We start from the raw sequence: 25,391 nt of genomic DNA, 5'->3' as shown, positions 1-25,391 counted from the left end.
AAGAGCAGATGAGAAAGCTATTACAAAAGAAGAAATCAGTAATTAAATCAGTTTATACCATGATGATGGTATGCTGGGTCAGTGTTATGGCCTATGCAATCCCATTTACTGGTGGTGAATTGAATTATACTTATATCAAAAATGGGGTATTTGAATTTACCTTGATTCTCGAAAGAGATTGTGGTCGTTTTAGCCCCAATCCTGAATTCACTGATGTAGTCTCAATTGGTGTTTTTGATATGGAAAATCAGTTGATTTCAGAATGTGGAGAAAATGGACGTATCCCTTTAACATTGTCTCAGAAGTACTATAAAACGAACAACTTAGATGCAGCTTGTATTGATGTGGAGGAAGTGGAATGCCGTGAGGTTGCTGTGTATAAAGGTAGAACCACCATTCCTTTGTCATCAAAAGGCCATCAGTTTGTATATAGCTCTTGTTGCAGAGCCGACAATATTGAAAATATACTAGATCCTTCCAATAAGGGATTTACTCTTATCTCTACCATGACCTTAAATGGATATCTATGGTTGTCTAGCTTGCCTAGTTTCAATAAACTATCCCCACTTTATAGTTGTATTGATGAAGAAGAGACCTATGACCCTGGTATAATAGCAAAAGACGATTACAGATATTCATTTACTTTGTGTACTCCTTATGATGGAAAGGCAGCGGCCAATGAATTTATTCGTCCAGGCAATCCACCATATGATTTTGTGGATTTTGCTAGTGGTTACAACTCATCGATGCCTTTGGGTGAAAATGGATATGTAAAAGTAGATGAGAATACCGGTGTAATTACCTATAAAAATGATGCTGTTGGTTCCTATACTGTGGCTGTATGTGTGACCCAATACAAAGGTGGCAAACTCATGGGAAGCGCCATCAAGGAAATTCAATTGAACTTTACTGATTGTGGCAATAAATCCTTTAGTGCCGATTTTGATTATACTGTAGATTTTTGTAATCCAGGTCGTGTTCTTTTTGAAAACAGAAGTTTTGGTGCCAATTCATTGAAATGGAAATTTTATACTGACGATAATAATTTTTCAACTTCTACCAACTTAAACCCAGTAATGACATTTTCTCAGAATGGAATGTACATGGTAGAATTAGCAGTTGCTAATGATGAAAATTGCGTAGATACTATTCGCAAAATTATAGATGTCTATTCTTTCGAAGACGATATAGAAGTCAATAATTATGGAACTTGTAATTCACTTTTACAATCTTTAACCCTCAATAAAGAGGTTCGCAATTACGATCTTACATGGGCCATCTTGGGAAGTAATGGTTCTGAAACGGTAATCGGTGAAGGTTCTGAGATTATGCATACATTTGACAGTGAAGGAAGTTATGTGATTAAAGTGACTGCACAATCACCGACATGTACGGTGTCCGCCTTGGATACTATTGATGTCAGATCGGGATTGACCCTGTTAATGGACACCATTGATTTATGTGCTCAAGATATGATCATGTTAAATCCCAATTTCAACCCCGATTATACTTATACATGGGATGAAAATCAGATTATGCAGAATGCTCAAACTGCCAATCCTTTGGTATCTATTACTCAATCTACTTTGTTTAAAGTAGTGATTCAGGACAACAATGACAATACTTGTTTAGGCGAAGGTTTTGTATTGGTAAGATTAGATGAAAAAAATATCGCTGATTTTAAAGCGACCAATGACGATGTTTGTTCTGTCGATAATTTATCCTATACCTTTGCACCAGTAGAAGATGACTTAGTTGATATTCGTTGGGTATTTCAAATTAATGGACAAAACATTGAATCAACAGAAGTAAGTCCTCAGATAACTTTCCCAACAACTGGGTATTATTTGGTGTCTTTATTCGCAGAAAATAGTGATGGATGTGTGGCTATTTTTTCTCAATTAGTTCCTATTCTAAGTGGAAGTTCTGATCTTTCCTTCAGCGTTTTTGGAAATTGTAATGATTTAAATCAACAATTGGCTATTGACGATCCGGTATCAGGACAAAGCTTCGAATGGTATCTTGTGTCTGGTGATACTGAAACCCTTATTGGAACAGGAAGTGCAATTAATTATACCTTCCCACAAGCTGATACTTATACTATAAAAGTAATTTCAAATGCTGTACAAGGATGTACACTGACAACGACTCAAGAAGTGGATATATTTATGGGGATAGCCCCACTTCAGAGTGAAATTGATATTTGTCAAATTGGCAATCTCTATCTCAACCCTAACTACAGCGACAACTATATATATACATGGGATAGTGATTTAATTGAAGATAAAAATAATCCCAATCCACTGGTATCTATAACTGAACCTACTGTATTCTCAGTCAAGATTGCAGATAAGAATAATCCTAATTGTACTACAACAGGATCGGTTAAAGTGACTATAGGGGAAAGAGAATTTTCGGATTTTGATTATGAAATAGTAGATCTCTGTTCTGAGGTACTAAACGTTCGATTGTTTACAGAAGAAGGAAGTGTAAATGGACAGTGGTCAGTGGAAATAGGGGATCAGGTACTTACTTCTAGTGATGATGAATTTTTGGTAACTTTCCCCACTTCAGGTTATTATCGAGTAACCTACACCAGTCAGTCTGGTGATGGATGTACTGGTAGTTTTTCTAGATTAATAGAAGTATTTAAGGTTCAATCTGATTATAGTATCCAAAATTTTGGAAATTGTACAGATTTTGTTCAAACCCTACAATTGGATCATGATATTGCAGACTTTACTGCTCAATGGAGCTTAATCAATGGAGACAATGTGACTAATATAGGTCAAGGAAGTTCAATAGACTACGATTTTGGCCAAGCGGGAACTTATCAGGTGCAAGTTGTACTGACAAATGACCAGTGTTCATATACTATTCAACAAGCTCTTGTTGTAAGTCAGGGTATTGAGGCTTTGACCGACACCATCGATATTTGTGTTACTGGAAATGTATATTTAAACCCCATGTTCAGTAATCGATATAACTATACTTGGGATAGTGACTTAATAGCGGATGCCCACGAAGCCAATCCTTTGGTAGCGGTAAGTGAAGAAACATTATTCCCAGTAACCCTTACCGATAAAACTGATCCAAGTTGTAGCAGTCAAGGATTTGTTTTGGTGAGATTGGGTGAAAGAAAATTTGCAGAATTTACCTATGAGCAAGGTAATTTATGCTTGTCCGATTATACTGTTGAGTTTACTGCGGCAGAAGGAGATTATATCAATGGTAAATGGAAGATTGAAGTAGGAGGTCAAATTGAAGAGTTTACAGGTGAAACTTTGACTTATTCTTTTCCTACTACAGGATATTATCGAGTCACATTTTCTGCGGAAACCGGTGATGGATGTATCGATGAATTTTCTCAATTGGTAGAAGTTTTTGATCCAAGAACAGATATTCATATCAATGCTTTTGGTGAATGTACTGATTATAATCAAACATTAGAACTCGATCATAATATAGATGGTTTTTCAGCAAAATGGTATTTAGTCATTGACGATCAAGTTCAAGAAATTGGCAATGGATCAAAAATTGATTACGATTTTGTTCAAGCGGGCAGTTATCAAATACAAGTAGAAATATCGAATGATGATTGTACTTGGACCATTAATGAAACTTTAAATATCAACAATCAAATACTTGTATTAGCGGATACTATTGACATATGTGTCACTGGCAACCTGTATTTGCTTCCAGACTATTCTGATCTTTACACCTATGAATGGGATAGCGATTTGATTGAAAATAAAAACGATGCCAATCCTTTCGTTGCCATATCTGAAGAGACTTTATTCCCTGTAACGATTACTAGTAAGGACGATATAAATTGTAGCAGTGAGGGCTTTGTTTTGGTAAGATTAGGAGAAAGAGAATTTGCTGAGTTTACCTATGAGCAATCTAATTTGTGTTTGTCCGATTTTTCAGTTGATTTTACAGCTGGAGACGGTGGTTTTATCAATGGAAAATGGAAGGTAGAAGTGGGCAGTCAGGTGGAAGAATTTGCTCAAGATTCATTGACATATATTTTCCCAGCACCTGGGTATTACAGAGTCACTTTTACCGCAGAAACAGGAGATGGATGTGTAGATGAATTTTCTCAATTGGTTGAAGTAATTGATCCGAGATTAGATATTCATATCAATGCTATAGGTCAATGTTCAGACTTTAACCAAACCTTGACATTGGATCACGGAATTGAGGGATTTGCAGCTAAGTGGTTTTTGGTAAATGGAGAAGATCTTCAAGAAATAGGAACAGGTACCTCCATAGAGTATGATTTTGGACAAAGTGGTATTTACGAGGTACAAGTGGAAATCGGCAATGGTCAATGTTCTTGGATAATCAATGAAGATATTGCTGTGTCCAATGAAGTCACTGTATTGGCAGATACTATAGACGTCTGTGTTACAGGTAACTTGTTTTTATTGCCAGATTATTCTGATCAATATAACTACGAGTGGGAAAGTGATTTAATAGAAAATAAAAATGAAGCCAATCCTTTTGTGTCGATTACTACTACTACTTTGTTTGAAGTAACTATAACTGACAAAGAAGATGCAAGTTGTACCAGTAGCGGATTTGTATTGGTAAGAGTTGGTGAAAAACCAATAGCTGGCTTTAATTATATCTCAGATATTTGTGGAGATCCAAGATCTATTACTTTTGAATCTAGTGTAGACTATATCAAATCCTATACCTGGTATTTTGATACCAACGATTTGTCTCAATATAGTAAATTAAGTAAGCCAACATATACTTATCCAAGCTTTGGAAGTTTTGAAGTCATGTTGATTTCAGAATCCTATGAAGGTTGTATTGATACATTGCGACAAACCATTGAGGTCAATGATTTCTTCGCCAATTTAGATATTATAGCGAGTGGTTCTTGTGATGGATTGGATTACTCTTTGGGACTGAATAAGGAAGTAATGGAATACCAAGTTAACTGGTATTTGGATAACGAAGGACAATTAACTTCATTGGGAACTGGAGAATCAATCGATTATTCATTTCCTAATGCGGGGAGCTATGATATTCGAGTAGAACTAGAAAATGATGATTGTACTAGATCCTTCGTTAAGAGATTGATAATATCTGATGGTATAGAAGCTCCTGATACTACTATAGTAGTGTGTCAGCCTGGATTAATTGCCTTAAATCCATACGGTCGAAATGATTTAAGTTATACTTGGAGTCCAGCTACGGGATTGGATGATGTAAATTCTGTGAATCCAGTTGCTGAGATTACTTCATCTATCCAATATACTGTCAATGTATCCTTGACCAGCAACGGTCAAGTATGTAGTGAGAGTGGGCAAGTAACTGTAGATTTGGTAAATGCTCAAGATACTATACCATTTGATACCACTACAATAACGGTTTGTGAAGGAGAATGGTTTTTCTTAAATCCAGACGGTGATTCTACATTAAACTATTATTGGCAGCCAGAATCGTTTTTTAACGATGCCAGAGAAAGCAATCCATCTACAAGATTATATATGGATCAAGAATTTGTAGTAACTATTACCGATCCAGAAACCAATTGTTCCAATAGTTACATTAAGAAAGTAATCGTTATCCCATATAGTGATTTATTAAATATTGACTATAGTTTTCAATGTGGTTCAACAGTGGCCAGTTTAATAGCTTTAGACATTCCTACGGACGGAGAGATTGAGTGGGTATACAACGAAGAGGTAATCTCTACAGACCCCGTATTTGATTACGATTTCGAATCTTTTGGAAGTTTTGATATTTTACTTCGATTGACTGGATCGCAGTGTATAGAGACATCAGCGGTAATTAGTTTATTGGATCCCAATAATTTATTGTTCAACGACAGTATCTTTTTATGTGAACCACAAGACATCCAATTGAACCCAACAGGTGATCCTAATCTTATTTACAAATGGGGTGGGGGTATGGTTGACAACGATACCTTAGCCAGTCCGTTTGCCTATGTAGATCAAAATTCTATCTTTTTTGCTGTAATTACCCATCCAAATGATACCAGTTGTACTACTACAGGAAGGGTTAATGTATTTATTGAAAGTGAATCCGATATTATATCTACGGAACAGACTGAGTTTTGTATGGGTGATTCTGCTTTCCTCAAATTAGGAAATGGAGAAGAAGCAATGAATGTACAATGGTATGATCCAGATGGTATCCTAATAGGTGCAGATCCAGAAATTGAATTTGTTTTTGAGAAAATGGGAGAGTATTCTGTTTCCGCACAATTTGGAGATTGTGTCTTTACTGATACTGTAGTTTTAATGTTTAGAAATGTAGAATTGACGGCTTCTAAAACAGACGGTATTTGTCCTGGTGAAGATGTGGTATTGGAAGTAATATTGGGTGCAGGTTTAGCCTACGATAGTATAGTATGGTCACCGTCCAATATTATGGTATCGGAAACCGATCCTAGAATGGCCATTTATTCTCCAGATAGTAATACTATAATTGAGACAAGAGTATATTTTTCTGACGGTTGTTTGAGTATGGATACTTTGATGTTAAAGATTCCAGTAGGGCTTGAAAACCTTGAGATTACGACTGATAAAGACACTGTAATAAGAGGAGAGAAGGCTACTTTAACACCTATAGGGGATGAGTTTATGACTTATGAATGGAATCCTTCAGAATTCATAGACAATCCAATGCAGGCTATTACTACGGTATTGCCTCCAGTAACTACAGAGTTTACATTGAACGTGACGGATGACAATGGATGTTCTATTCAGAAAAGTATTACAATATTTGTAATTAATCCTCAATGTGAGCCGCCATTTATATTTGTACCTCGAGCGTTTACGCCGAATGGGGATGGCAACAATGATGTATTATATGTAAGAGGGGAGAGTATTGATAAAGTTGAATTTATCATATACAATAGATGGGGACAAAAACTATTTGAAACCAATGATCAAAATATTGGATGGGATGGTAGTTATCAAGGCAAAGCTTTGGCTCCAGATGTCTACGGATATTATTTGAATGTTGAATGTATCGGTGGGGACACATATGAAGAGAAAGGAAATGTTACAATAATACGCTAGAGTTTAAAAACTAGAACTATGTGTATTGGCTGTCCCTAGGGACAGCCATTTTTATATCAAATTGTTTTATTAAATTCAGATAGTGTTTTGTATTCAAAAAAATAATGGATTATGAAAAGTAGTAAAGAGATTTTAATGGGACTTCCTTCAAAAGTTAACCCTGCTGTATTACAAGGATTGAGTACAGTGTTTCATTTCATAATAAAAAATGATTCCGGCACAGATGAATCGTTGACCATATCGGTAGAAGAGGGTAAATGTTCTGCCGAAGAAGGATTGACTGGCGAGGCTAAATGTGTAGTTACAGCCAGTGATGAAAATTTAGCAAAGTTATTGAGAGGGGAACTCAATCCCATGATGGCTTTGCTTACAGGTAAATTAAAGATCTCTAACCAAGCCGAAATGCTTCGTTATGCCAAAATATTCGGTCTGATGTAAAGCATAATTCATCAACTTTCATTTATTACTTAAATGAGGGCTGTATTACTTTGTCTAGCCACTAAAATTTATAGGTAAGTCCAAATATAGGAATGGTTGAAGTAATAATGGGCGGGCCGTTAGAAGTACCAGGACCGAAAGAAAGGTCTTCAGATATTTCAAAGTTTTTAAGGTGAGCATCTACATAGGCCTCTACTCCGTTGAGAAGATAGACAGCAGCTGTTCCTATAATCCCCAATTGAAATCTTTTGTAATAGATATCTCTAATTCTTTTTATCGTTTCATCATTGGGGTATAGTGTCAGATAGGGAGCATCGGGTTCGTTGTTGATCCGCTTTATATATGCGGTTTGGAATTCTTTGTATTTTGATCGATTATCTACTATGGCATATACTCCGACACCTAGTCCAGCGTATATAAGAGGTGTTTTCCACCACGATCTATTGTAGACTTGACCAGCTCCAGGAAGGATAAATGATAGCATTACTGCCTTCTTGGGATTGGGAGACCAAACCTCATCTGATTTTTTTTGTTGTGATTGGACAGCTGATGTATCTAGCTGAATCCCTTCCCCATCATTTTGTTGTCCAAAGCTCAGTATTGTAAAAAATACTAATACAAGACAGTAATACCACTTATTCATAGGACTGCTTATTGGTCCAAGAGTTCTAAAATTTCATCAAGATGATTAGGCGTTTCAAACTTAATTTTGATTTCACCTTTCATCCCATCTCTACTAGTTACTTTGACATCGGCACCAAATAATTCAGATAATTTATCTTCGATCTTTACTATCTCAGGATCTCTTACTTCTTCTGTTTGAGCGGTAGTAGGAGGCTTTGGTTTATGTAAATCGCGAATCAATTTTTCAGTGGCTCGAACGGACAATTGCTCTGAACTGATCTTGTGGTATACATAAAGAATTTCATCAATATGTTCCAATGATAGCAAAGCACGAGCATGCCCCATAGACAATTGTTTTTGCTTCAATCCTTTTTGGATTTCTGGAGGCAATTTCAACAATCGAATATAATTGGTGATGGTACTTCTATTCTTTCCTATACGGTCAGACAGTTCTTCATGAGTTATCTGACATTCTTCAATCAATCGCTGGTAAGTCAATGAGATTTCCAATGGATTAAGGTCTTCTCTTTGAATATTTTCCACCAAGGCCATCTCGAGTAATTCGGTATCGTTGGCTACCCGAACATAGGCTGGCACCCTTTCCATACCAATACTCTGGGCTGCTCTAAAACGTCGTTCCCCACTGATGATTTGGTAGTGATTACTCGATAATTTTCGAATGGTAATGGGTTGAATTAACCCATAAGTTTGAATAGACTGAGCCAGTTCTTTGATGGCATCGTCATCAAAATCCGTTCTAGGTTGACCTGGATTGGCTTCAATAGAAGAAATAGGAATGGTAAAAATCAAACGATCTTCGGCGTCATCTACCTCATCTGGCCCTTGTACCTCATCCTTTACTTCTTCCTCTTCCAAATTTGATAGGAGGGCTTGTAAGCCTTTTCCCAATTCCTTTTTTTTCATTTTAGCCATATATTTCTACTTTTATACTATCGGTTCAGGTTTACGCGATTGACGTTTCATAAATTCATTCGCCAAATTTAAAAAATTTCGGGCTCCTTTACTGCCTGCATCGTAAATAATAACAGGTTGCTGGACACTGGGAGCTTCTCCAATCTTTGAATTTCGATGAATAATGGTATTGTAAACATGGTCTTTAACCATATCTCTTACTTGTTCTACCACCATATTGGCCAATCTAAGCCTTTTGTCGTACATCGATAGGATTATTCCCTCAATAGTAAGCTTGGGGTTGAAATTTTGTTTAACCAATTTTATGGTATTTTTCAACTTACTCAATCCATCTAAGGCAAATATTTCGCATTGAATAGGTATGAGGACGGTATCGGAAGCCGATAATGCATTCAAGGTCAATATGCCAAGACTGGGAAGACAATCGATGAATACAAAATCGAAATCGTCTTTTACTTGATCGATGACTTTTCTCAGATGCAAATGTCTCTGGGTCGTCGTAGCCAATTCTACTTCTGCACCCACTAGATCAATGGTCGATGGCAATAAATATAAATTTGGTGTAGGGGTTTCCAATATAGCTGTCTTAGCATCTATTTCGTTCAAAAGAACATCGTAAATAGATACTTTAATATCATTTTTGGTGATGCCCAATCCATATGTCGTATTGGATTGTGGATCCAAATCGATAACGAGGATTTTTTTCTCCAATATTGCCAGACAAGCAGAAAGATTTATGGTAGTGGTTGTTTTTCCAACCCCACCTTTTTGATTGGCTATCGCAATTACTTTGCTCATAATGTTATATATCTATGGTTTCTCCAACTTCAGGTAAAAATATTTGTAGGTCCTGAGCTGTAAAATATTCTGAAACGTCTTCTTTATCAATCTTTATCGGTTCAAATGTATCGTAATGACAGCCGATGATTTTTTTACATTCAATAAATTTGGCTGCTATTGCAGCATCGCGATACCCCATAGTAAAATAATCTCCGATGGGTAAAATGGCAAAATCTAATGGTTTGCAAATCATGGGTATGAGTTTCATATCCATGGTAAGAGCGGTATCGCCGGCAATATAGAATGATTTATTTTCCCCTTGAATAACCACTCCAAAAGGATGACCTCCGTAGCTGCCATCTGGTAATATGCTAGAGTGAATAGCGGTTACTATTCGCAGAGATCCAAATTCAAAATTATAGCTACCTCCGATATTCATTCCATGTCCTGTAAATCCTTTTTTCTTATACCATTCCAATATTTCATATGAAGATATAATCTGGGCATTGGTTCTTTTTAATATAGATTCTGCATCGGCTAGATGATCGGAATGACCATGAGTTAAAATGATATAATCGGCTGGTATTTCATCTACACTTATCTCTTTGGCTAACGGATTATGGGTAATAAAAGGATCTACTAAAATTACTTTACCCTTAATCTTGAAGACAAAACAAGAGTGACCTAAATAGGAAATATTCATTGTGAGTATATTTTAAAATTTAATATCTCTCGAGGGATTTAGTTTCGTCAATTTAGAGAATTCATAGGTAACAATTAACCTAGGAAATATTATCTATATTGATTTATTCGTTTCCAAGTGCGAAGATATAGATAATTTTTGAAATGTTTGACTTAGTCCAAATTCAACCTTTGGAATTCATCTTAAAAACCGAAAAGAAATCGACTAGATCGATTTTAAAATGAACACTTAAATCTAACATTCGTTAATTTAGCGATTATTATCACAAGTTTTTATTTATTTAGCGACTAAATATGAAAAATCATTTAATTGTTCAAAACTGGGGCGCCATTGATTATGCAGAAGCATGGAAGCGTCAGGGAGAATTGCAGCAAGAATTAATAGACATCAAAAGGCAGCGAAATAAAGGTTTATCTCCATCGGACAATGGAAAACACTATTTAATATTTTGTCAACATCCCCATGTCTATACACTCGGCAAATCTGGAAGTGAAGACCACCTTTTGGTCGATGAAGATTTTCTTAAGAGTCATGAAGTTAGTTATTATAAAATAAATCGAGGAGGGGATATTACCTATCACGGTCCTGGTCAATGGGTGGTTTATCCAGTCATGGATTTAGAACTTATCTATACCGATATACACCGATATATAAGGTCATTAGAAGAAGTGATTATCTTGGTGTTGCAGGATCTAGGACTACAGGGATATCGAGTAGACGATTATACTGGGGTGTGGATTGGCGATGAACCCCGAAGAAAAATATGTGCCATTGGTGTTCATCTCAGTAGATGGGTCAGTATGCATGGCCTGGCATTTAATATTAATACTGATCTCAATTATTTTAATCATATTGTGCCCTGTGGTATCCAAGAGAAAAATAAGGAAGTGACTTCACTTTCGGAAGAATTAAATCGAAAATTGGACATGAAAGAAGTACAAGAAATGATTTTAAAGCATTTTCTAGAAGTATTTGAAATACAAGAAAAAAAATAATATGTCAAAAAAAGTAAAGGATTCACATACAGTTATGACTCAATTGATTCTACCAAATGACACCAATCATCTGGGCAATTTAATGGGAGGAGTCATGATGCGCTGGATGGACATTGTCTGCGCTCTCAGCGGGATGCGACATTGTAACGGTCCAGTAGTTACGGCAGCTGTCGATCATATATCATTTAACGAACCCATTGCCTTAGGATCTATGATAACCTTGGAGTGTTTTGTGACTAGGGCTTTTAAGACTTCCTTGGAAGTATATGTAGAGGTTTTTTCAGAAAGCTTTAGCGGAGTTAAAACCAAATGCAATGAAGCCTTTTTCACCTTTGTAGCCCTAGATGAAGAAACCAAGAAACCGGTCAAAGTACCAGCTGTTATTCCCGAATCTGAACGAGAACTTCAATTGTATGAGTCCGCATTAAGAAGACGTGAATTGCGCCTTATAATGTCTGGCCGAATAGATCCCAAGGATGCAGATAGCTTGAAAATGTTGTTTAGCTAGTCTTTATCTCCCAGAGCGATTGATAATGGTTGCACTGGCTTGTTGACTTCCAAAAACATCGATATCTTGGATGTTGACATGGCTGGGTCTTTCTATCATAAAAGCAATTATTTCTGCTACATCACTGCTCTTTAGGGGTTGATAATCTTCATATATTTTACTCTTATCAACATCGCCATCAAAGCGAACCAATGAAAATTCCGTTTCTTCCACATGGCCAGGGGAGACTTGACCTACTCTAATATTATATTTATGTAAATCAATGCGCATAGTATGGGTCAAGGCATCAACGGCGTGTTTGGTTGCACAGTAGACATTGCCGTTGGGATAGGGTTGTTTTCCAGCCACAGAACATATATTGATCACCTGTCCAGATCGTTGATTTACCATCCAACCAGTGACAATTCGCGATACGTACAATAAGCCTTTGATGTTGGTATCTATCATCTGTTCCCAATGACTTAAAGAACCTTCGTGGATTTCTGAAAATCCTTTGGCTAAACCAGCATTGTTGATCAATACATCGATCTGTTTGTTTTCGATTTGGGCTAAGGCTTTCTCTACTTCTTCATTGTAACGTACATCGAATGCCAAAATTTGAATATTTATTTTAGTATTGGATAGCAATTGAGATTTCAATTCGTCGAGAGCTTCTTTTCTTCGCCCAGTTAATATTAAATTATAGCCAGATTTGGCCAATAACATGGCCGTAGCTCTTCCTATTCCAGAACTAGCTCCGGTGATTAATACGGTTTTCATGTTGGTTACTTTTATTGGGTTAACAGATTGGTCATAATATCATCAAATTCACGGATGAAAGTTTCATAATGCCTGGTTGCTGGGCCATTGAATCCTGTAAATATTCGTTGGATATTATTGTTTTTATCAAATACTATTAAAGTAGGATATGAGGAGAATGAATCTATAAATGGTAGATTGACTTTATCTACATTATATTGACCTCCATAGACGATGGGCCATTCTATCTTCATACGATCTCTGTATTGTTTTAGAATATGAATATTTTTGGCGATGTTATCATATCTTTCATAGGCCATGGATACGACTTCTACCTGTGCTTGTGGATGATTCTTTATCCAGTCTTGGAGAAATACCGTTTCATCATAGCAATTGGGACACCAAGTACCCATAATTTGCAATAATTTAACCTTGCCTTGGTATTTATCTTGATCGAAGCTTATGACGGCTTGGTCAATACTTCGTCCCGAGAAAATTGAAGATTTGTCCGTGGTAGTTTTGGTGATATATAATGGATCTCTTAATTGATAATTATCGTCCCTTACTGCTTCCCATTTGGCTAAATAGTGTTTGCCAGAATAAAACACCCCATTGAGTTGTCCATCTTTATTCAGTTCTCCCTCAAATAAAAAGGCGTGAGCCCCATCAAAAGTAGAAAGGTATAATTTATTATCTATAACATCGCCTTGTAAGAAACGATAATCTCCTGTTTCGGTTTCAAAGGTACCAGTGACGGTATTACCCGATTGTGAAAAATCTCCAATTGCGGGAAAACTACTACCATCTGTTTCTGTTATTAATACCTTCCATCGGCCAGTAAAATCTAATTCTGTAGGCTTGGGCAAATCGGTAAATCGAAAGTTTTTACCCAAGTGGGCAGTAAATGGAATAGAATAGTGATCTCGATAATGAACGATCCATTCTCCCTGCATAACTCCACCTTGGACGTAGGCCTTTATCTCGGTATCATAAATAGGGAATTGAATGACAATACTATCTTTTGCTCCCAAAACATTGGGTTTAAATCTATAGGATTCCACCAATTGTTTATCGCTACCATTTAGCAAGAAAATTTGTAGACTGTCTGGATTTAGGTATTCTACAATGAAATTAAAAGGTAAGATACCGTTTTGTGTTGCTGAAAAATCAAATTTTGTGTCTGGAGTGGTTCGTTCTTTTTTACTGGGTAAATGTTGAATGTTTCTCAAATCTAATTCTCCTCGCCATTCACCTGGAGCCACCATAGAATAGGGGTTATTCATCTCTATACATCCATAAAAACAAAATAAGATGCAACCAAAAATTAATAATGTATAAGTGCGTTTGTTACACATAATTTGTTTATTAAATATGAACATTGTTACTTTGTGCAAGTTTAAGAATTATATTAAACATTAAATAAGAATAATCCATAATTTATGCATAAAAGCATTCATCCCATAAATCTAGATGTTGTCATTATTGGGGCTGGTCCAATCGGATTGACTTGTGCAATAGAGGCTAAGAAGAGTAAATTGAATTATTTAGTGATTGAAAAAGGAAGTCTAGTAGATTCACTTTATCATTTTCCAACAAATATGACCTTTTTCTCTACTTCCAAGTTATTAGAGATTGGAAATGTTCCTTTCGTTTCTCATTATGATAAACCCACTCGGAGAGAGGCTTTAGAATACTATCGGAGGGTATACGACTCATGGAAATTAAATATAAGTTTTTATGAAACGGTCAATGGATTAGAGCAAAAACAAGGATACTATATAATAGAAACTGATCAGCGAAGAATTTCCGCGAAGTATATTATTATCGCTACGGGGTTCTATGGACAAGCTAATTTGATGAATGTTCCGGGAGAGTCTTTGTCAAAAGTAAGGCATTATTATCAAGAAGCTCATCCTTACATTGGACAGAATGTATTGATTGTAGGAGCGGCCAATAGTGCTTGTGATGTGGCTTTGGAATTATATCACAAGGGATCTCAAGTATCTATGGTTATCAGAGGAGATAGTATCAATGATCGGGTAAAATATTGGATAAAACCCAATATTGAAAATAGAATTAAAGAAGGTTCTATTGACGCTTATTTTCAATCTGAGATTAAAGAGATAAAAGAAGATTCGGTTATAATAAAGACTCCCGACGGATTAATAGAAATAGAAAATGATTATGTATTGGCTATGACGGGATATACTCCCGATTTCACATGGCTTGAATCATTGGGAATAAAAAGAAATCCAGCTGATGTAAATCAATTAGATGTTGATAGTAATACATTGGAAACCAATTTGTCAGGTGTTTATGTGGCAGGTGTAGTAGTGGCTGGAAAGTATACTAGTAAACTATTTATTGAGAATACTAGGCAGCACGGGCAATTAATTATCTCACATATCAGAGAAAAAGAAAAAATTCAATTGTCTTAGAATTGGCATAATTTATGTTTTACTACCTGCGTAAACATGGATAATCGAGATATGAATAATAGCACAGTAGTATTAAAAGATAAGGAATCGGGGATAGAGTATAATTCTAAATTGTTGGCCTTTAAAAACGGGGTCTTATATATCGAGTTAGTCATAAATACAGAATTGACGCCCAATATTTCAAAAAGACAATTGGCCATAGGTTCTGCAAAATATTTCAAAAAGGAATTTCCTACATTCGAGGCTTCACTAGCTGCAAAAATTCATATTTATACTCAGGCAAATAAAATGGATTCTTACATTTCGAAATCATCAGGCACAAGTCCCGATTCAACTATCGGTATTATTTTTCAAGATAGTTTGTTGAATTAAACCAAGTAGCATCATCCAAGTCATTCTTAAGGGATAGCATTAATTTTATTTTAGTACATTTGGGCGTTTTTCTTACCTAAATGAGAACTAAGCTATGGAGTTGAATATATCCCATTTGCAGAATAAAATAGATACGGTCGTCCGAGCATTTATTGATAATGTAGACGATATCAAATTTTCAATAATAGAAAGTGGTCATATCAATGCAACATATAAAGTTGTGATTGAAAAATGTGGGCGCACAAATTCCTATTTACTTCAACAACTTAATACAGGGGTTTTCACCCAGCCCAATCAGGTAATGGATAATATTTATCGATGTGCTCGTTTCTTGAAGTCAGGGAACCTTCAATATCCATATCAAATTATGATGCCTATTAATACTTTAAGCCAAAGTGGTTTCTTGTACAAAGTAGAGGATGAGCATTGGAGAATGTTCAATTTTATTGAAAATACCACAGCTTTAGATAGAATTACAACCAGTCAACAAGCCTATGTCATAGGTAAGGCCTTTGGTAGTTTTTTGTATTATATAAATCAAGATGATGTAAGTCAATACCATACTACTATTCCTGATTTTCATAATTTCACTAAAAGATATATGTCCTTTCGTCAAAAAATAGAATCTCAATGGAAGAATTCATTGACCTTAGAAGAACAATCTATGGTAGATTATATCGCTAGTATAGCGGATGATTTTATAGCTTTAGAAAGAAAACAGTTCCCAATAAGATTAGTACATCACGACACAAAGGCAAATAATGTTTTGCTGGAAAAAGTCTCCCAACAACCTGCTTGCATAATAGATTTAGACACTTTGATGCCAGGATTAATTTTCTCTGACTTTGGAGATCTCATGCGGACAGTGTTGAATCCATATGAGGAAGATGCCTTTTTAGACCCTGAAACTACCATTGATAAAGAGATATTTTCTATGTTGCTGAAAGGGTTTATGGAATCTGTAAATGAAATGATTACAGATGATGAAAAAACATATTTAATTTTTGGCTCCAAAAAGATTATCTTGCTCCAAGTTGTACGTTTTCTGGAGGATCACTTGAATAATGATACATATTATCAAGTGGAATATCGAGGTCATAATTTGATAAGAGCGAAAAGTCAACTTAATTTGTACAAGTCTCTAGAAAACAGCGATTTGTCGATAGCCAATTAAACATATTTTAAGATTTTTTAATATTTTTTTTAATATATGATTATTTAACATATAAATGTTTTATCATTACATATTGAATTTATTTTTTATATCATGATTAATATGGCTAGACGTATACCCCGTAAAATAAAAATTTTCTGTCTTTTCATTTTCCTAATATTGGGATGGACGAGTTTTGCTCAAAATTCAGGAGGAGATGTGACCATTTTTATTTTTCACGATCAAAACAACAATGGTCAGAAAGATGCAGATGAACCTTACTTAGATGGGTTTTTTCCAGAAATCTTAGATTTTTCCGGAGGATATATCAATTTCGATGAAATCGAGCCCGGTATTTTTACAGGAACAATTGCCAATAGGGCTAGAGTAGAAATCAAGGGATATAATGGAGAATTTCAAGAAGGGAATATTGGGGAATCGGCCAGTTCTGTTTTCTTTGCCAGACCTGGTGAAGATTATTACATCGGTATTTCTAGTGGTATCGAGATAGATCCTGGACTACAGTTGGTTATACTGCCTTGTTATGAAGGTGGGCCTGCAGAGGGAAGGAACTCACCTGCCTTGATTGAGTTTAGTTATCTCAACAATGGAGTCGCCGAAAAACTCAACGGAACAACAGGAAATCCCAAAGCATTGGCAAGTATCAATCAGATAGGGGCTACTTGGGGAGTAGGACTACAAGATGATAAAAATATATATACTTCAGCTTTGGTGAAGCGTCATGTGGGACTGGGACCAATGGGAGTAGGAGGTGTTTATAAATATGACTATGAGGCTGGCGAATTGTATTCGTATAATCTTTCCGGTATATCCACGCAAAATTCTGGGGTATTGGATTTTGGAACACTGCAACGCGATATTGTAGAAGGAGAAATTGCCCACGACGCCAGCGATCAATATGCATTGACCAAACAAGATGGTGTGGCTACTTATGATATAGATGCCTTTGATAAAGTAGGTAAAACTGGTATTGGGGATATAGATGTTACAAAAGACGGCAATCAACTTTGGTTGGTTAATTTGCATCAAAACAGCCTGGTATCTGTTGATATATCTACAGGAGAACCTAACTTAAATACAGTAAATGCATATCCTATTGCAAGTATGCCTGGATTGCCATCCACTGACTTTCTCTATAAGAAAAATATTAATGCAGGTGGCTCGTCAGATCCTGGAGCTGAGGCGTTTACCGATCTCAATCAAACTGCTTGGGAAAGAAATAAATATTCAAATGATGGGCTAGGTGGATATTTAAACACAGAAATATACAATACTATGAATGCTAACGATGGGACTAGTGATACTACCTTGTATCAAACCTATCGTATCGGTGATCAATTTGAATACAATATACCAGTTGGTGGTAATGGAACTTATACAGTGACTCTGCATTTTGCTGAATTAGATGCCGACTATGATCCACAAGAGGCTGCTATGCCAGAGGTCAGATTATTTAATGTTTTAGCAGAAGGTGTCGCACAACTGCAAGATTATAATATAATAGAAGAAGCCGGAGGATTTGCCACAGCAGTAACAGCGAGTTTTGATGTAGATGTAACGGATAACGTTTTAGATCTAGAGTTTATAGGAAATAATTCCGAAGCTGTATTAATGGGGATAGAAATCGAAGGTGTTGAATATATGGACTCAGGAGAGTTGCGTCCATGGGGCTTGACCTTCGACGAAACCAAGGGTTATCTAGGATTGGTTGCAGATGCTTCTATCTCAAAGAATAAAGATCATTTATACGGTTATGTCTTGTCTTTCGATCCAAGTAATCCTGGATCTGGATTTACAACTGAGTTATCTTTTCCTCTAAAATACCGTCGAGAAAGAGTGTCCCGTGCTGGGAATCCAGAACCTCACCCGACCAAAACATCGGTTTGGGAAGCTTGGGTTGAAAACTGGGATCAGACATTTATACCACTAGAAGATGAAGGAGGTAACAATATAGAAAGAATATTTACATCATATCCACAACCTATCCTTTCTGACATAGATTTTGATAGTCATGGAGATATGGTCATTGGTATAATGGATAGATGGGCTCATCAAGTAGGATATAACAATTATCCTCCTATTATAGGGGATCAAACTTTTGTAGTGGGATATGCCTCTGGGGATATCTTAAAAGCGGCTAAGTCTAGTAGTGGAGGTTTTGAATTGGAGTCAGATAATAATGACAATATTCCATATTATAAAAATGATGATGGTCCAAGTTATAATGGAGAATTCTTTTATGAGGATTATTTTGAAGCAGAACTGGCACATCACGGGGAAATATTTACAGGGGGATTAGGAGTTATGCCCTCGTCCGATGAGGTGATTTTAACGGTGTTTAACCCTGTCAATACTGGCGCAATAGGAGATATTGACAACGATGGGGTATATACCCAAGGAACACATGCCTATTCTACTACATCAGGGGCCAAAAATAGAGGTTATCTTTTTATTAGTCAATACCAATATGGCAAGGCCAACGGTTTGGGAGATATTGAATTTCTAATGAGATACCCAGGTATCAATATCGGTAATTATGTATGGTGTGATGGAAATGGTGACGGGATTCAACAACCCAATGAGAATGGTATTCCCGGGGTAGAATTGGAACTTTGGTGTATTGATCCTGTGCAGGGATCCATTCTTGTAACGACTACGACTACTAATCAATACGGAGAATACTATTTTTACAATGTTAATGCCAATAAAGATTATCAAATCCGAATGGATTTATCCCAACCTGGTTTGAATGGATTTCAAGGAAAAATAACGGAGAGTAATGCAGGAAACAATAATCTGTTGGATTCAGATGCGGAGGATGATATTATCCCTGGCTATGCCGTTATCGATATTGAAAATCTATTCTTGGAATATAATTATTCTTATGATTTTGGTTTATTGGGGCCTGAAGCAGATGATATTACTCGATCTGTATGTGTGGATATAGCTGGTGGAGCTGGAACTTTTGATCTCTGTGAAATAGCAGATGCCCTTAAATTATCCATTTTTACTGGTGTTAAATTTTATCGAAACGAAATTGATGCTATAAATAACCTTAATTCAATAGATTATATAGGCACTTGTGATTATGTAACCACAGGAGACACACTTTATACAAGGGTATATGTAATAGGAGACGAACTTTGTTTTTCTATTTCAGAAGTTGTTTTAGTAGTTAATGCTGTTGATACGGAAATTATATTAACAGAATACTTTTGTCCAGGTAATGTAATTGATTTAGAGGAATATATTGATCTCGGTCAAGAAAGTTTAATGGTCTTTACTCATGAGGCTATGAATGCTGAAGATATGATTGTTGATCTTAATAATTATGTAGTCGGAACTCTGCCTGAAACATTGTACTTTAAGGCGAGCTACGATACCAATTGTCAAGCCTTTGGTCAATTAATTATCGAAGGGGTATCAGAGTTTCAGATTGATATGAAGGAAGAATCGAGTATTTGTGAAGGAGAGACCTTCTTTATCTCAGATTTGGATATAACATTCCCTATAGGGATTGAAAACATCGAAACTATTTATTGGGAGTTGACTTTAGGGAATGGAACAGTTGTTGGTTCCTTGGGTTTTCCTGATTTTGAATCCTATATACCCAGTGTTGACGATATCAATCGGGGGTATGTTGACTTTACCTTGGTTGCAAGTAATTTATGTCAAGAATATCGACAAAGAGTTAGGTTATATATATTGAATGAGAATAATATTTTTGTGGATTGTCTGCCAGCTAGAACAGTTTATTGTAATAACGATAGCATAGTTGATTTTCAAAATCCATTATTCCCTAAACCCACTGGTATTGTTGCTTGTGATAAATTTATTTATCCAGAACTATTAGATGTAGAAGTTGAGAAATACGATTGTCTAGAAAAAGACGATACCGTTGGACGAATTGTTCGACATTGGTTGTTTGAACTTAAATATGTTCCCGATACTTGTCCAGAACAAGAAGAAAATCCAGGACAAATCGTACGATGTGAAAAAGTTACTGTTACCAAGACATGTTCAGATACCATTTATGTACTTAATTTTCCTGATGATGTAGACATAATATGTCCACCTCCAATGGTAGTTTTGGAATGTGATACTATTGCTGAATACGATGAATTCGGCAGACCTCATCCCAACGTATCTGGATTTCCCAAAATAGGAGATATAGATTTGTATCCGAGTAGCGATCATTTATTTTGTTCTTACCGAACCGAATATGTAGATGATTCTTTTATGGAAAGTTGTGGAATGACAGGAATGTTTAAACGCAATTGGACGATTACCAATATGTGTACTAAAGAAATGACTACCTGTGAACAATGGATTCAAATCGTAGATACCAAACATCCTATTATCCGAAAAGATTTCACGGCATATCATCGATATGTAAATGATACCGTATTTATTAATACTTTGGAAAAAGAATGTGCGGGATTGTTTTATCCCAGTATCTACACTGTAGATTCATGTTCGGGAATACATCAAGTTAAAGCGACTATTAATTTTCAAACCGTAGAATTGTATTCTATCGGAGATGGAATTTTCAGAGCTGAAAAACCTATAAAAATTCCCTATGGTTACGATCCTGTAGAAGTGACTTATGAATCGAATGATAGTTGTTGGAATGGAGGGACTTTGACCCACTATGTACAAGTAAAAGACTATACTCCGCCTGTAATTTCTGTGGATGATGATCTTACCATAAGTTTGGTCAATAAAAAAGCTTGGTTAAATGCCGAATCGCTCAATGAAGGTAGTTATGACAATTGCGGTGATGTTATGGTCTTTGCTAGAAGAGTGGATTGGGAAACTTTCTGTGTGGATCTATGCGATGAAAAAATAAGTCAGATTACCAGTCTTGAAGAATTAAACGAGATCGATCCATTGTCCTTGTTGTCTGATGGAGAAGTGGAATTGTATTACAGAAATATGTTGAAATGGATGGAAGAAGATTATGCCTGTGGGAATGAAATAGTAGAAGGGTGGCGGCAAGCCATTCGATCGTACTGGGCAGAAAATTGTCCTCCATACGATGAACACGGCAATCCATTAATTAAAGAAAAGTCTTCGTTTATTGGTGGAGGTTGGAGTAAAAAAGTTCCTTTTGGTTGTGAAGATATATGCCAAGATGTAATGGTCGAAATTTTGGTCATGGATCAATGGTGTAATTGGGGTAAATCTTGGGCTACTGTAAGAGTAGAAGATAATGTGGAACCGGTAGTCTTGCAGAAATTAGATGATATTTCTATAAGTTGTGATGCTTACGATAAATATTATAAATCGATAGTAGAATTGGCCGCCGAAGCTGGAAGTAGTGAAGACGATTCCATCTTGTTCGCTCAATTAGACGAATTATTGGGTACTTATACCATAGCATGGGCTGATCAACAAAACCGCCCTACTCATATGGATGGAAGCCTAATGGATGTTAGTTTTGATTATTATAACACATTCTGTGCAGATTCTACAGTAACCACAACATATTCTGATACGACTCACGATGGATATATAGATTGGAAGTACAAAAATGTTGAAGTCGCTTATTTAGAAGATATCTCTAACACGGCTAATAATGGTTTCATTGGTGTGAATTGTTCCGCCACCATTACTCAAGATATCTGGCCTATATTAGATGATTGTGGACAGGGCAGTATTATGAGAAAATTTTATGTGACTTCTGGATGTGGGGACAAAGAGATCACTCGCGTCTATGTTCAAAATATTATTATAAAAGAGAGTTGTCCACTTCGACCTTCAATGTTTAGCTGGCCAGAAGATACAGAGCTATGTCTACCATTGACTACGAATTCTAGTGGAAATGCTATCTTGCCTTTGGCCGAAGTAGGAGAAGTGAGTTATCGTTTACCTGGAGGATGTAGATCAATCGCTATTGGATATCAGGATAAGATATACGATGTAGTGGGTTCTGAAACGATGAAAAAGGTATTGAGACAATACACAATTAAGGATTGGTGCAGTGGTGTAGTTATAAAACGAGAACAGGTAATCGTAGTCAATGATACCTGTGGATTGGATGGTCAACCTTTGATGATACTGTCAGGTACAGTTAGAGATGTACAGAAAAGACCTATTTACAATACCACTTTAAATGTAATGGAGTCTTCCAATACCATGGAATCTTATAATATAAACGATGCTGCTTATTTTATGAGAATTCCTTATTCGTTTGATCAAATTTATCTAGAAAAAGAAGATAATTATCAAAATGGAGTGTCGTTAATTGATTTAATTCTCACTCAACGGATATTGAAAAAAACATCAACTCCCACATCGGTATACCAGAAAATAGCTGCTGATGTCAATAATAACGATGTAGTAGATATTAATGATGTATTGTTAATTAGGCAGTTGATTTTAGGTCAACGCAGTAAGTTTTCGAATGTAAAACCATGGAAGTTTGTTGATCGATCTTCATTTAAAGAATATGCCGATGTAAGTCCAGATATCAATAATATTGATAACAATTGGATCGGTATCAAGATGGGAGATGTTAACAATAATGCGGATTACTTATTGAACACTAGTCGAAGTGAAATGCCTAGTTATCCAGTTAAGATCGTAAGTAAATACAATGACGATGGTCAAGTAATTTATGAATTCATCGCAACCCAAGATATTTCAATAGCGGGATTCCAGTTACACTTAAAAGAGTTGTCTAGAGATATAGAGATTGTCAATGGAAATAAAATTCACGGAAGTATATACAACTACTATGAACACGATGATGCTGCAAGTCTATTGTGGACTACAGAGAATGATGCTACATCGGTTTGGGCTGGAGATGTATTGTTTAAGATAGTATCCAATGATGCCAAGGTTGTAGACTTACAATTGATAGCTGGAATTAAAGGAAAGCAATCCATTGTGGTAGATAGTGAATTAGAGAGTAAGGCGATACAATTGAATAAGGAATTGCAAAACAATTGGTCTCATGTGATGTATCCTAATCCTTCGGTGGGATACAGCCAATTGAAAGTCAATGTACCGGTAAGTGGTAATGCTATTGTCCTCATTCGATCTATAGATGGAAAAATTGTCAATCGCAGAGACGTACAGTTCAATCGAGGAAGTAATGTAATATCATATGTATTCGATGGAGATTGGGTGGCTGGTGTATACACCTATCAAATAATCACTGATCAGAATATGCAGACAGGAAGATTTGAGCTAATGCCTAGATAGAGTTATTTTATACCAAAAATATTAGAATGCCCTTCATCATGTATTCCTTTTCTTAAGGTATAATTGGTGAAGGGTTTTTCATTTTAATAAAATTGGAGAAGAGATATATTAAAGTGATGTCGGTAATACAGATAATACATCAACAGATTATGGTATTAGTTTAATATAAATCTATATTTTTGCATTTCATTTGAAAATTAAATATATATGTCGGATCGGTTAAAGTATGAAAAAAGGGGAGTGTCAGCTTCAAAACAAGATGTACATCAAGCAATACAAGGAATTGATAAGGGATTATACCCCAATGCATTTTGTAAAATATTGCCCGATTACATAGCCAATGATAGTGAATATTGTAATATTATGCATTCTGATACTGCGGGCACTAAAACGAGTTTGGCCTATATGTATTATAAAGAAACTGGAGATATCACGGTTTGGAAAGGTGTGGCACAAGATGCTCTGGTAATGAATATCGATGATATGGCTTGTGTAGGAGCTGTGGACAATATTATTGTTTCTTCGACCATTGGACGGAATAAATCTTTGATCGGTGGAGAAGTGATCAAGGAATTGATTCATTTTTTTGATGGCTTCCAAAAAAGAATGGCTGATCATGGTATTCATATTCATTTGGCTGGAGGTGAAACTGCAGACGTAGGAGATATTGTCAGAACTATAGATGTGGGTTACACTACTTTTGCCCGAATGAAAAAATCAGATTTAATAGTCAATGATATCACTGGTGGAGAAGTTATAGTGGGCTTCGCATCTTATGGCCAAGCGAGCTATGAAGATGAATACAATAGTGGTATGGGGAGTAATGGTCTGACCTCCGCTAGACATGATATTTTAGCCAAATTGTATAAGTCTAAGTATCCCGATTCTGTAGATCCCAACGTGGATAGTGAATACCAATACACTGGGTCGAAGCAGTTAACCGATACCATAAATATCGATGGAAAAGATATGACAATAGGAAAATTAATACTTTCTCCTACAAGGACTTATATGCCATTGATTAAACCGATGATTGATGGTCATGCATCTGCTATAAAAGGTATGATTCACTGTACAGGTGGTGGTCAATCTAAGGTTCTTAAATTTGTGGATGGTGTAAAAATAGTAAAGAATAATTTATTGGCTTTGCCTCCTTTATTCCAATTGATCGAAGAGGAATCTGGACTACCTAGAGAGGAAATGTATCAAGTATTTAATATGGGACATCGTCTAGAAGTATTTACCGATGCCGATACCGCCCATGAATTAATACGATTATCTGAGTCCTTAAATATCGATGCTCAAATAATAGGTTACGTTGAAAAAGCGGATGAAAAGAGTGTTGAAATTACCGATGAGAAGGGAAGTTATACGCTTAAAGATGAATAATCATTACCTATGCCATCGTTTTCCAT

The 25,391-nt window shown here is 36.0% G+C and carries 15 protein-coding genes; 9 read left to right on the top strand and 6 right to left on the bottom strand.

From position 1 onward, the window contains the following. The first annotated feature begins 8 nt into the window (after positions 1 to 8). Together LVD51_RS04020 and LVD51_RS04015 are read left to right on the top strand one after the other, a co-directional pair. A complete protein-coding gene (locus LVD51_RS04020) occupies positions 9 to 7,064 on the top strand; it encodes a T9SS type B sorting domain-containing protein (protein WP_236969905.1) in 7,056 nt (2,351 codons plus the stop codon). 111 nt (positions 7,065 to 7,175) lie between these two features. Beyond that, entirely contained in the window at positions 7,176 to 7,502 is a 327-nt protein-coding gene (locus LVD51_RS04015; protein ID WP_236969904.1) for an SCP2 sterol-binding domain-containing protein, read from the top strand. A gap of 61 nt (positions 7,503 to 7,563) precedes the next feature. Here LVD51_RS04015 and LVD51_RS04010 read toward each other — a convergent pair whose 3' ends face one another. Genes LVD51_RS04010 through LVD51_RS03995 form a run of 4 tightly spaced genes read right to left on the bottom strand, consistent with a single transcriptional unit; the run spans position 7,564 to position 10,542 of the window. Continuing rightward, a complete protein-coding gene (locus LVD51_RS04010) occupies positions 7,564 to 8,145 on the bottom strand; it encodes a DUF5683 domain-containing protein (RefSeq protein ID WP_236969903.1) in 582 nt (193 codons plus the stop codon). Positions 8,146 to 8,153: 8 nt separating this feature from the next. Next, entirely contained in the window at positions 8,154 to 9,050 is an 897-nt protein-coding gene (locus tag LVD51_RS04005) for a ParB/RepB/Spo0J family partition protein (protein ID WP_236969902.1), read from the bottom strand. A gap of 21 nt (positions 9,051 to 9,071) precedes the next feature. Continuing rightward, complete coding sequence (locus LVD51_RS04000; protein WP_236969901.1) at positions 9,072 to 9,857, bottom strand: ParA family protein; 786 nt, start codon at positions 9,855 to 9,857, stop codon at positions 9,072 to 9,074. Between the two features lie 4 nt (positions 9,858 to 9,861). Then, positions 9,862 to 10,542, bottom strand: a complete 681-nt coding sequence (locus tag LVD51_RS03995; RefSeq protein ID WP_236969900.1) for a metal-dependent hydrolase — start codon at positions 10,540 to 10,542, stop codon at positions 9,862 to 9,864. 293 nt (positions 10,543 to 10,835) lie between these two features. Here LVD51_RS03995 and lipB point away from each other — a divergent pair, with 293 nt between their 5' ends. Both lipB and LVD51_RS03985 read left to right on the top strand, forming a co-directional pair. Beyond that, on the top strand, positions 10,836 to 11,537 hold the full coding sequence (gene lipB, locus LVD51_RS03990; protein ID WP_236969899.1) for a lipoyl(octanoyl) transferase LipB: 702 nt from the start codon (positions 10,836 to 10,838) through the stop codon (positions 11,535 to 11,537). Between the two features lies 1 nt (position 11,538). Continuing rightward, entirely contained in the window at positions 11,539 to 12,045 is a 507-nt protein-coding gene (locus LVD51_RS03985; RefSeq protein ID WP_236969898.1) for an acyl-CoA thioesterase, read from the top strand. 3 nt (positions 12,046 to 12,048) lie between these two features. Here the strand turns inward: LVD51_RS03985 and LVD51_RS03980 are convergent, their stop codons facing one another. After that, positions 12,049 to 12,804, bottom strand: a complete 756-nt coding sequence (locus LVD51_RS03980; RefSeq protein ID WP_236969897.1) for an SDR family NAD(P)-dependent oxidoreductase — start codon at positions 12,802 to 12,804, stop codon at positions 12,049 to 12,051. Positions 12,805 to 12,815: 11 nt separating this feature from the next. Beyond that, entirely contained in the window at positions 12,816 to 14,066 is a 1,251-nt protein-coding gene (locus tag LVD51_RS03975) for a TlpA disulfide reductase family protein (RefSeq protein ID WP_236969896.1), read from the bottom strand. Between the two features lie 156 nt (positions 14,067 to 14,222). On the opposite strand from LVD51_RS03975, the gene LVD51_RS03970 reads away from it, so the two are divergent. From LVD51_RS03970 to LVD51_RS03950, 5 genes are all read left to right on the top strand, one after another. After that, the gene (locus LVD51_RS03970; RefSeq protein ID WP_236969895.1) at positions 14,223 to 15,221 is read left to right on the top strand and encodes a YpdA family putative bacillithiol disulfide reductase; all 999 of its coding nucleotides are present in this window, start codon (positions 14,223 to 14,225) and stop codon (positions 15,219 to 15,221) included. A gap of 51 nt (positions 15,222 to 15,272) precedes the next feature. Next, positions 15,273 to 15,593 (top strand): hypothetical protein, encoded by a 321-nt coding sequence (locus LVD51_RS03965; protein WP_236969894.1) that lies wholly within the window; start codon positions 15,273 to 15,275, stop codon positions 15,591 to 15,593. A 94-nt stretch (positions 15,594 to 15,687) separates the two neighbouring features. Next, the gene (locus LVD51_RS03960; protein ID WP_236969893.1) at positions 15,688 to 16,767 is read left to right on the top strand and encodes a phosphotransferase; all 1,080 of its coding nucleotides are present in this window, start codon (positions 15,688 to 15,690) and stop codon (positions 16,765 to 16,767) included. A 102-nt stretch (positions 16,768 to 16,869) separates the two neighbouring features. Next, positions 16,870 to 23,976 carry a malectin domain-containing carbohydrate-binding protein gene (locus LVD51_RS03955; protein ID WP_236969892.1) on the top strand — a complete coding sequence of 2,369 codons (7,107 nt, stop codon included), beginning with the start codon at positions 16,870 to 16,872 and terminating at the stop codon, positions 23,974 to 23,976. Positions 23,977 to 24,183: 207 nt separating this feature from the next. Beyond that, positions 24,184 to 25,365 (top strand): AIR synthase related protein, encoded by a 1,182-nt coding sequence (locus LVD51_RS03950; protein ID WP_236969891.1) that lies wholly within the window; start codon positions 24,184 to 24,186, stop codon positions 25,363 to 25,365. Positions 25,366 to 25,391: the final 26 nt, after the last annotated feature.

Origin of the sequence: Membranihabitans marinus (genome assembly GCF_021729155.1) — a bacterium.
GTDB lineage: Bacteria > Bacteroidota > Bacteroidia > Chitinophagales > Saprospiraceae > Membranihabitans > Membranihabitans marinus.
This window is presented reverse-complemented; position numbering and strand designations above follow the sequence as displayed.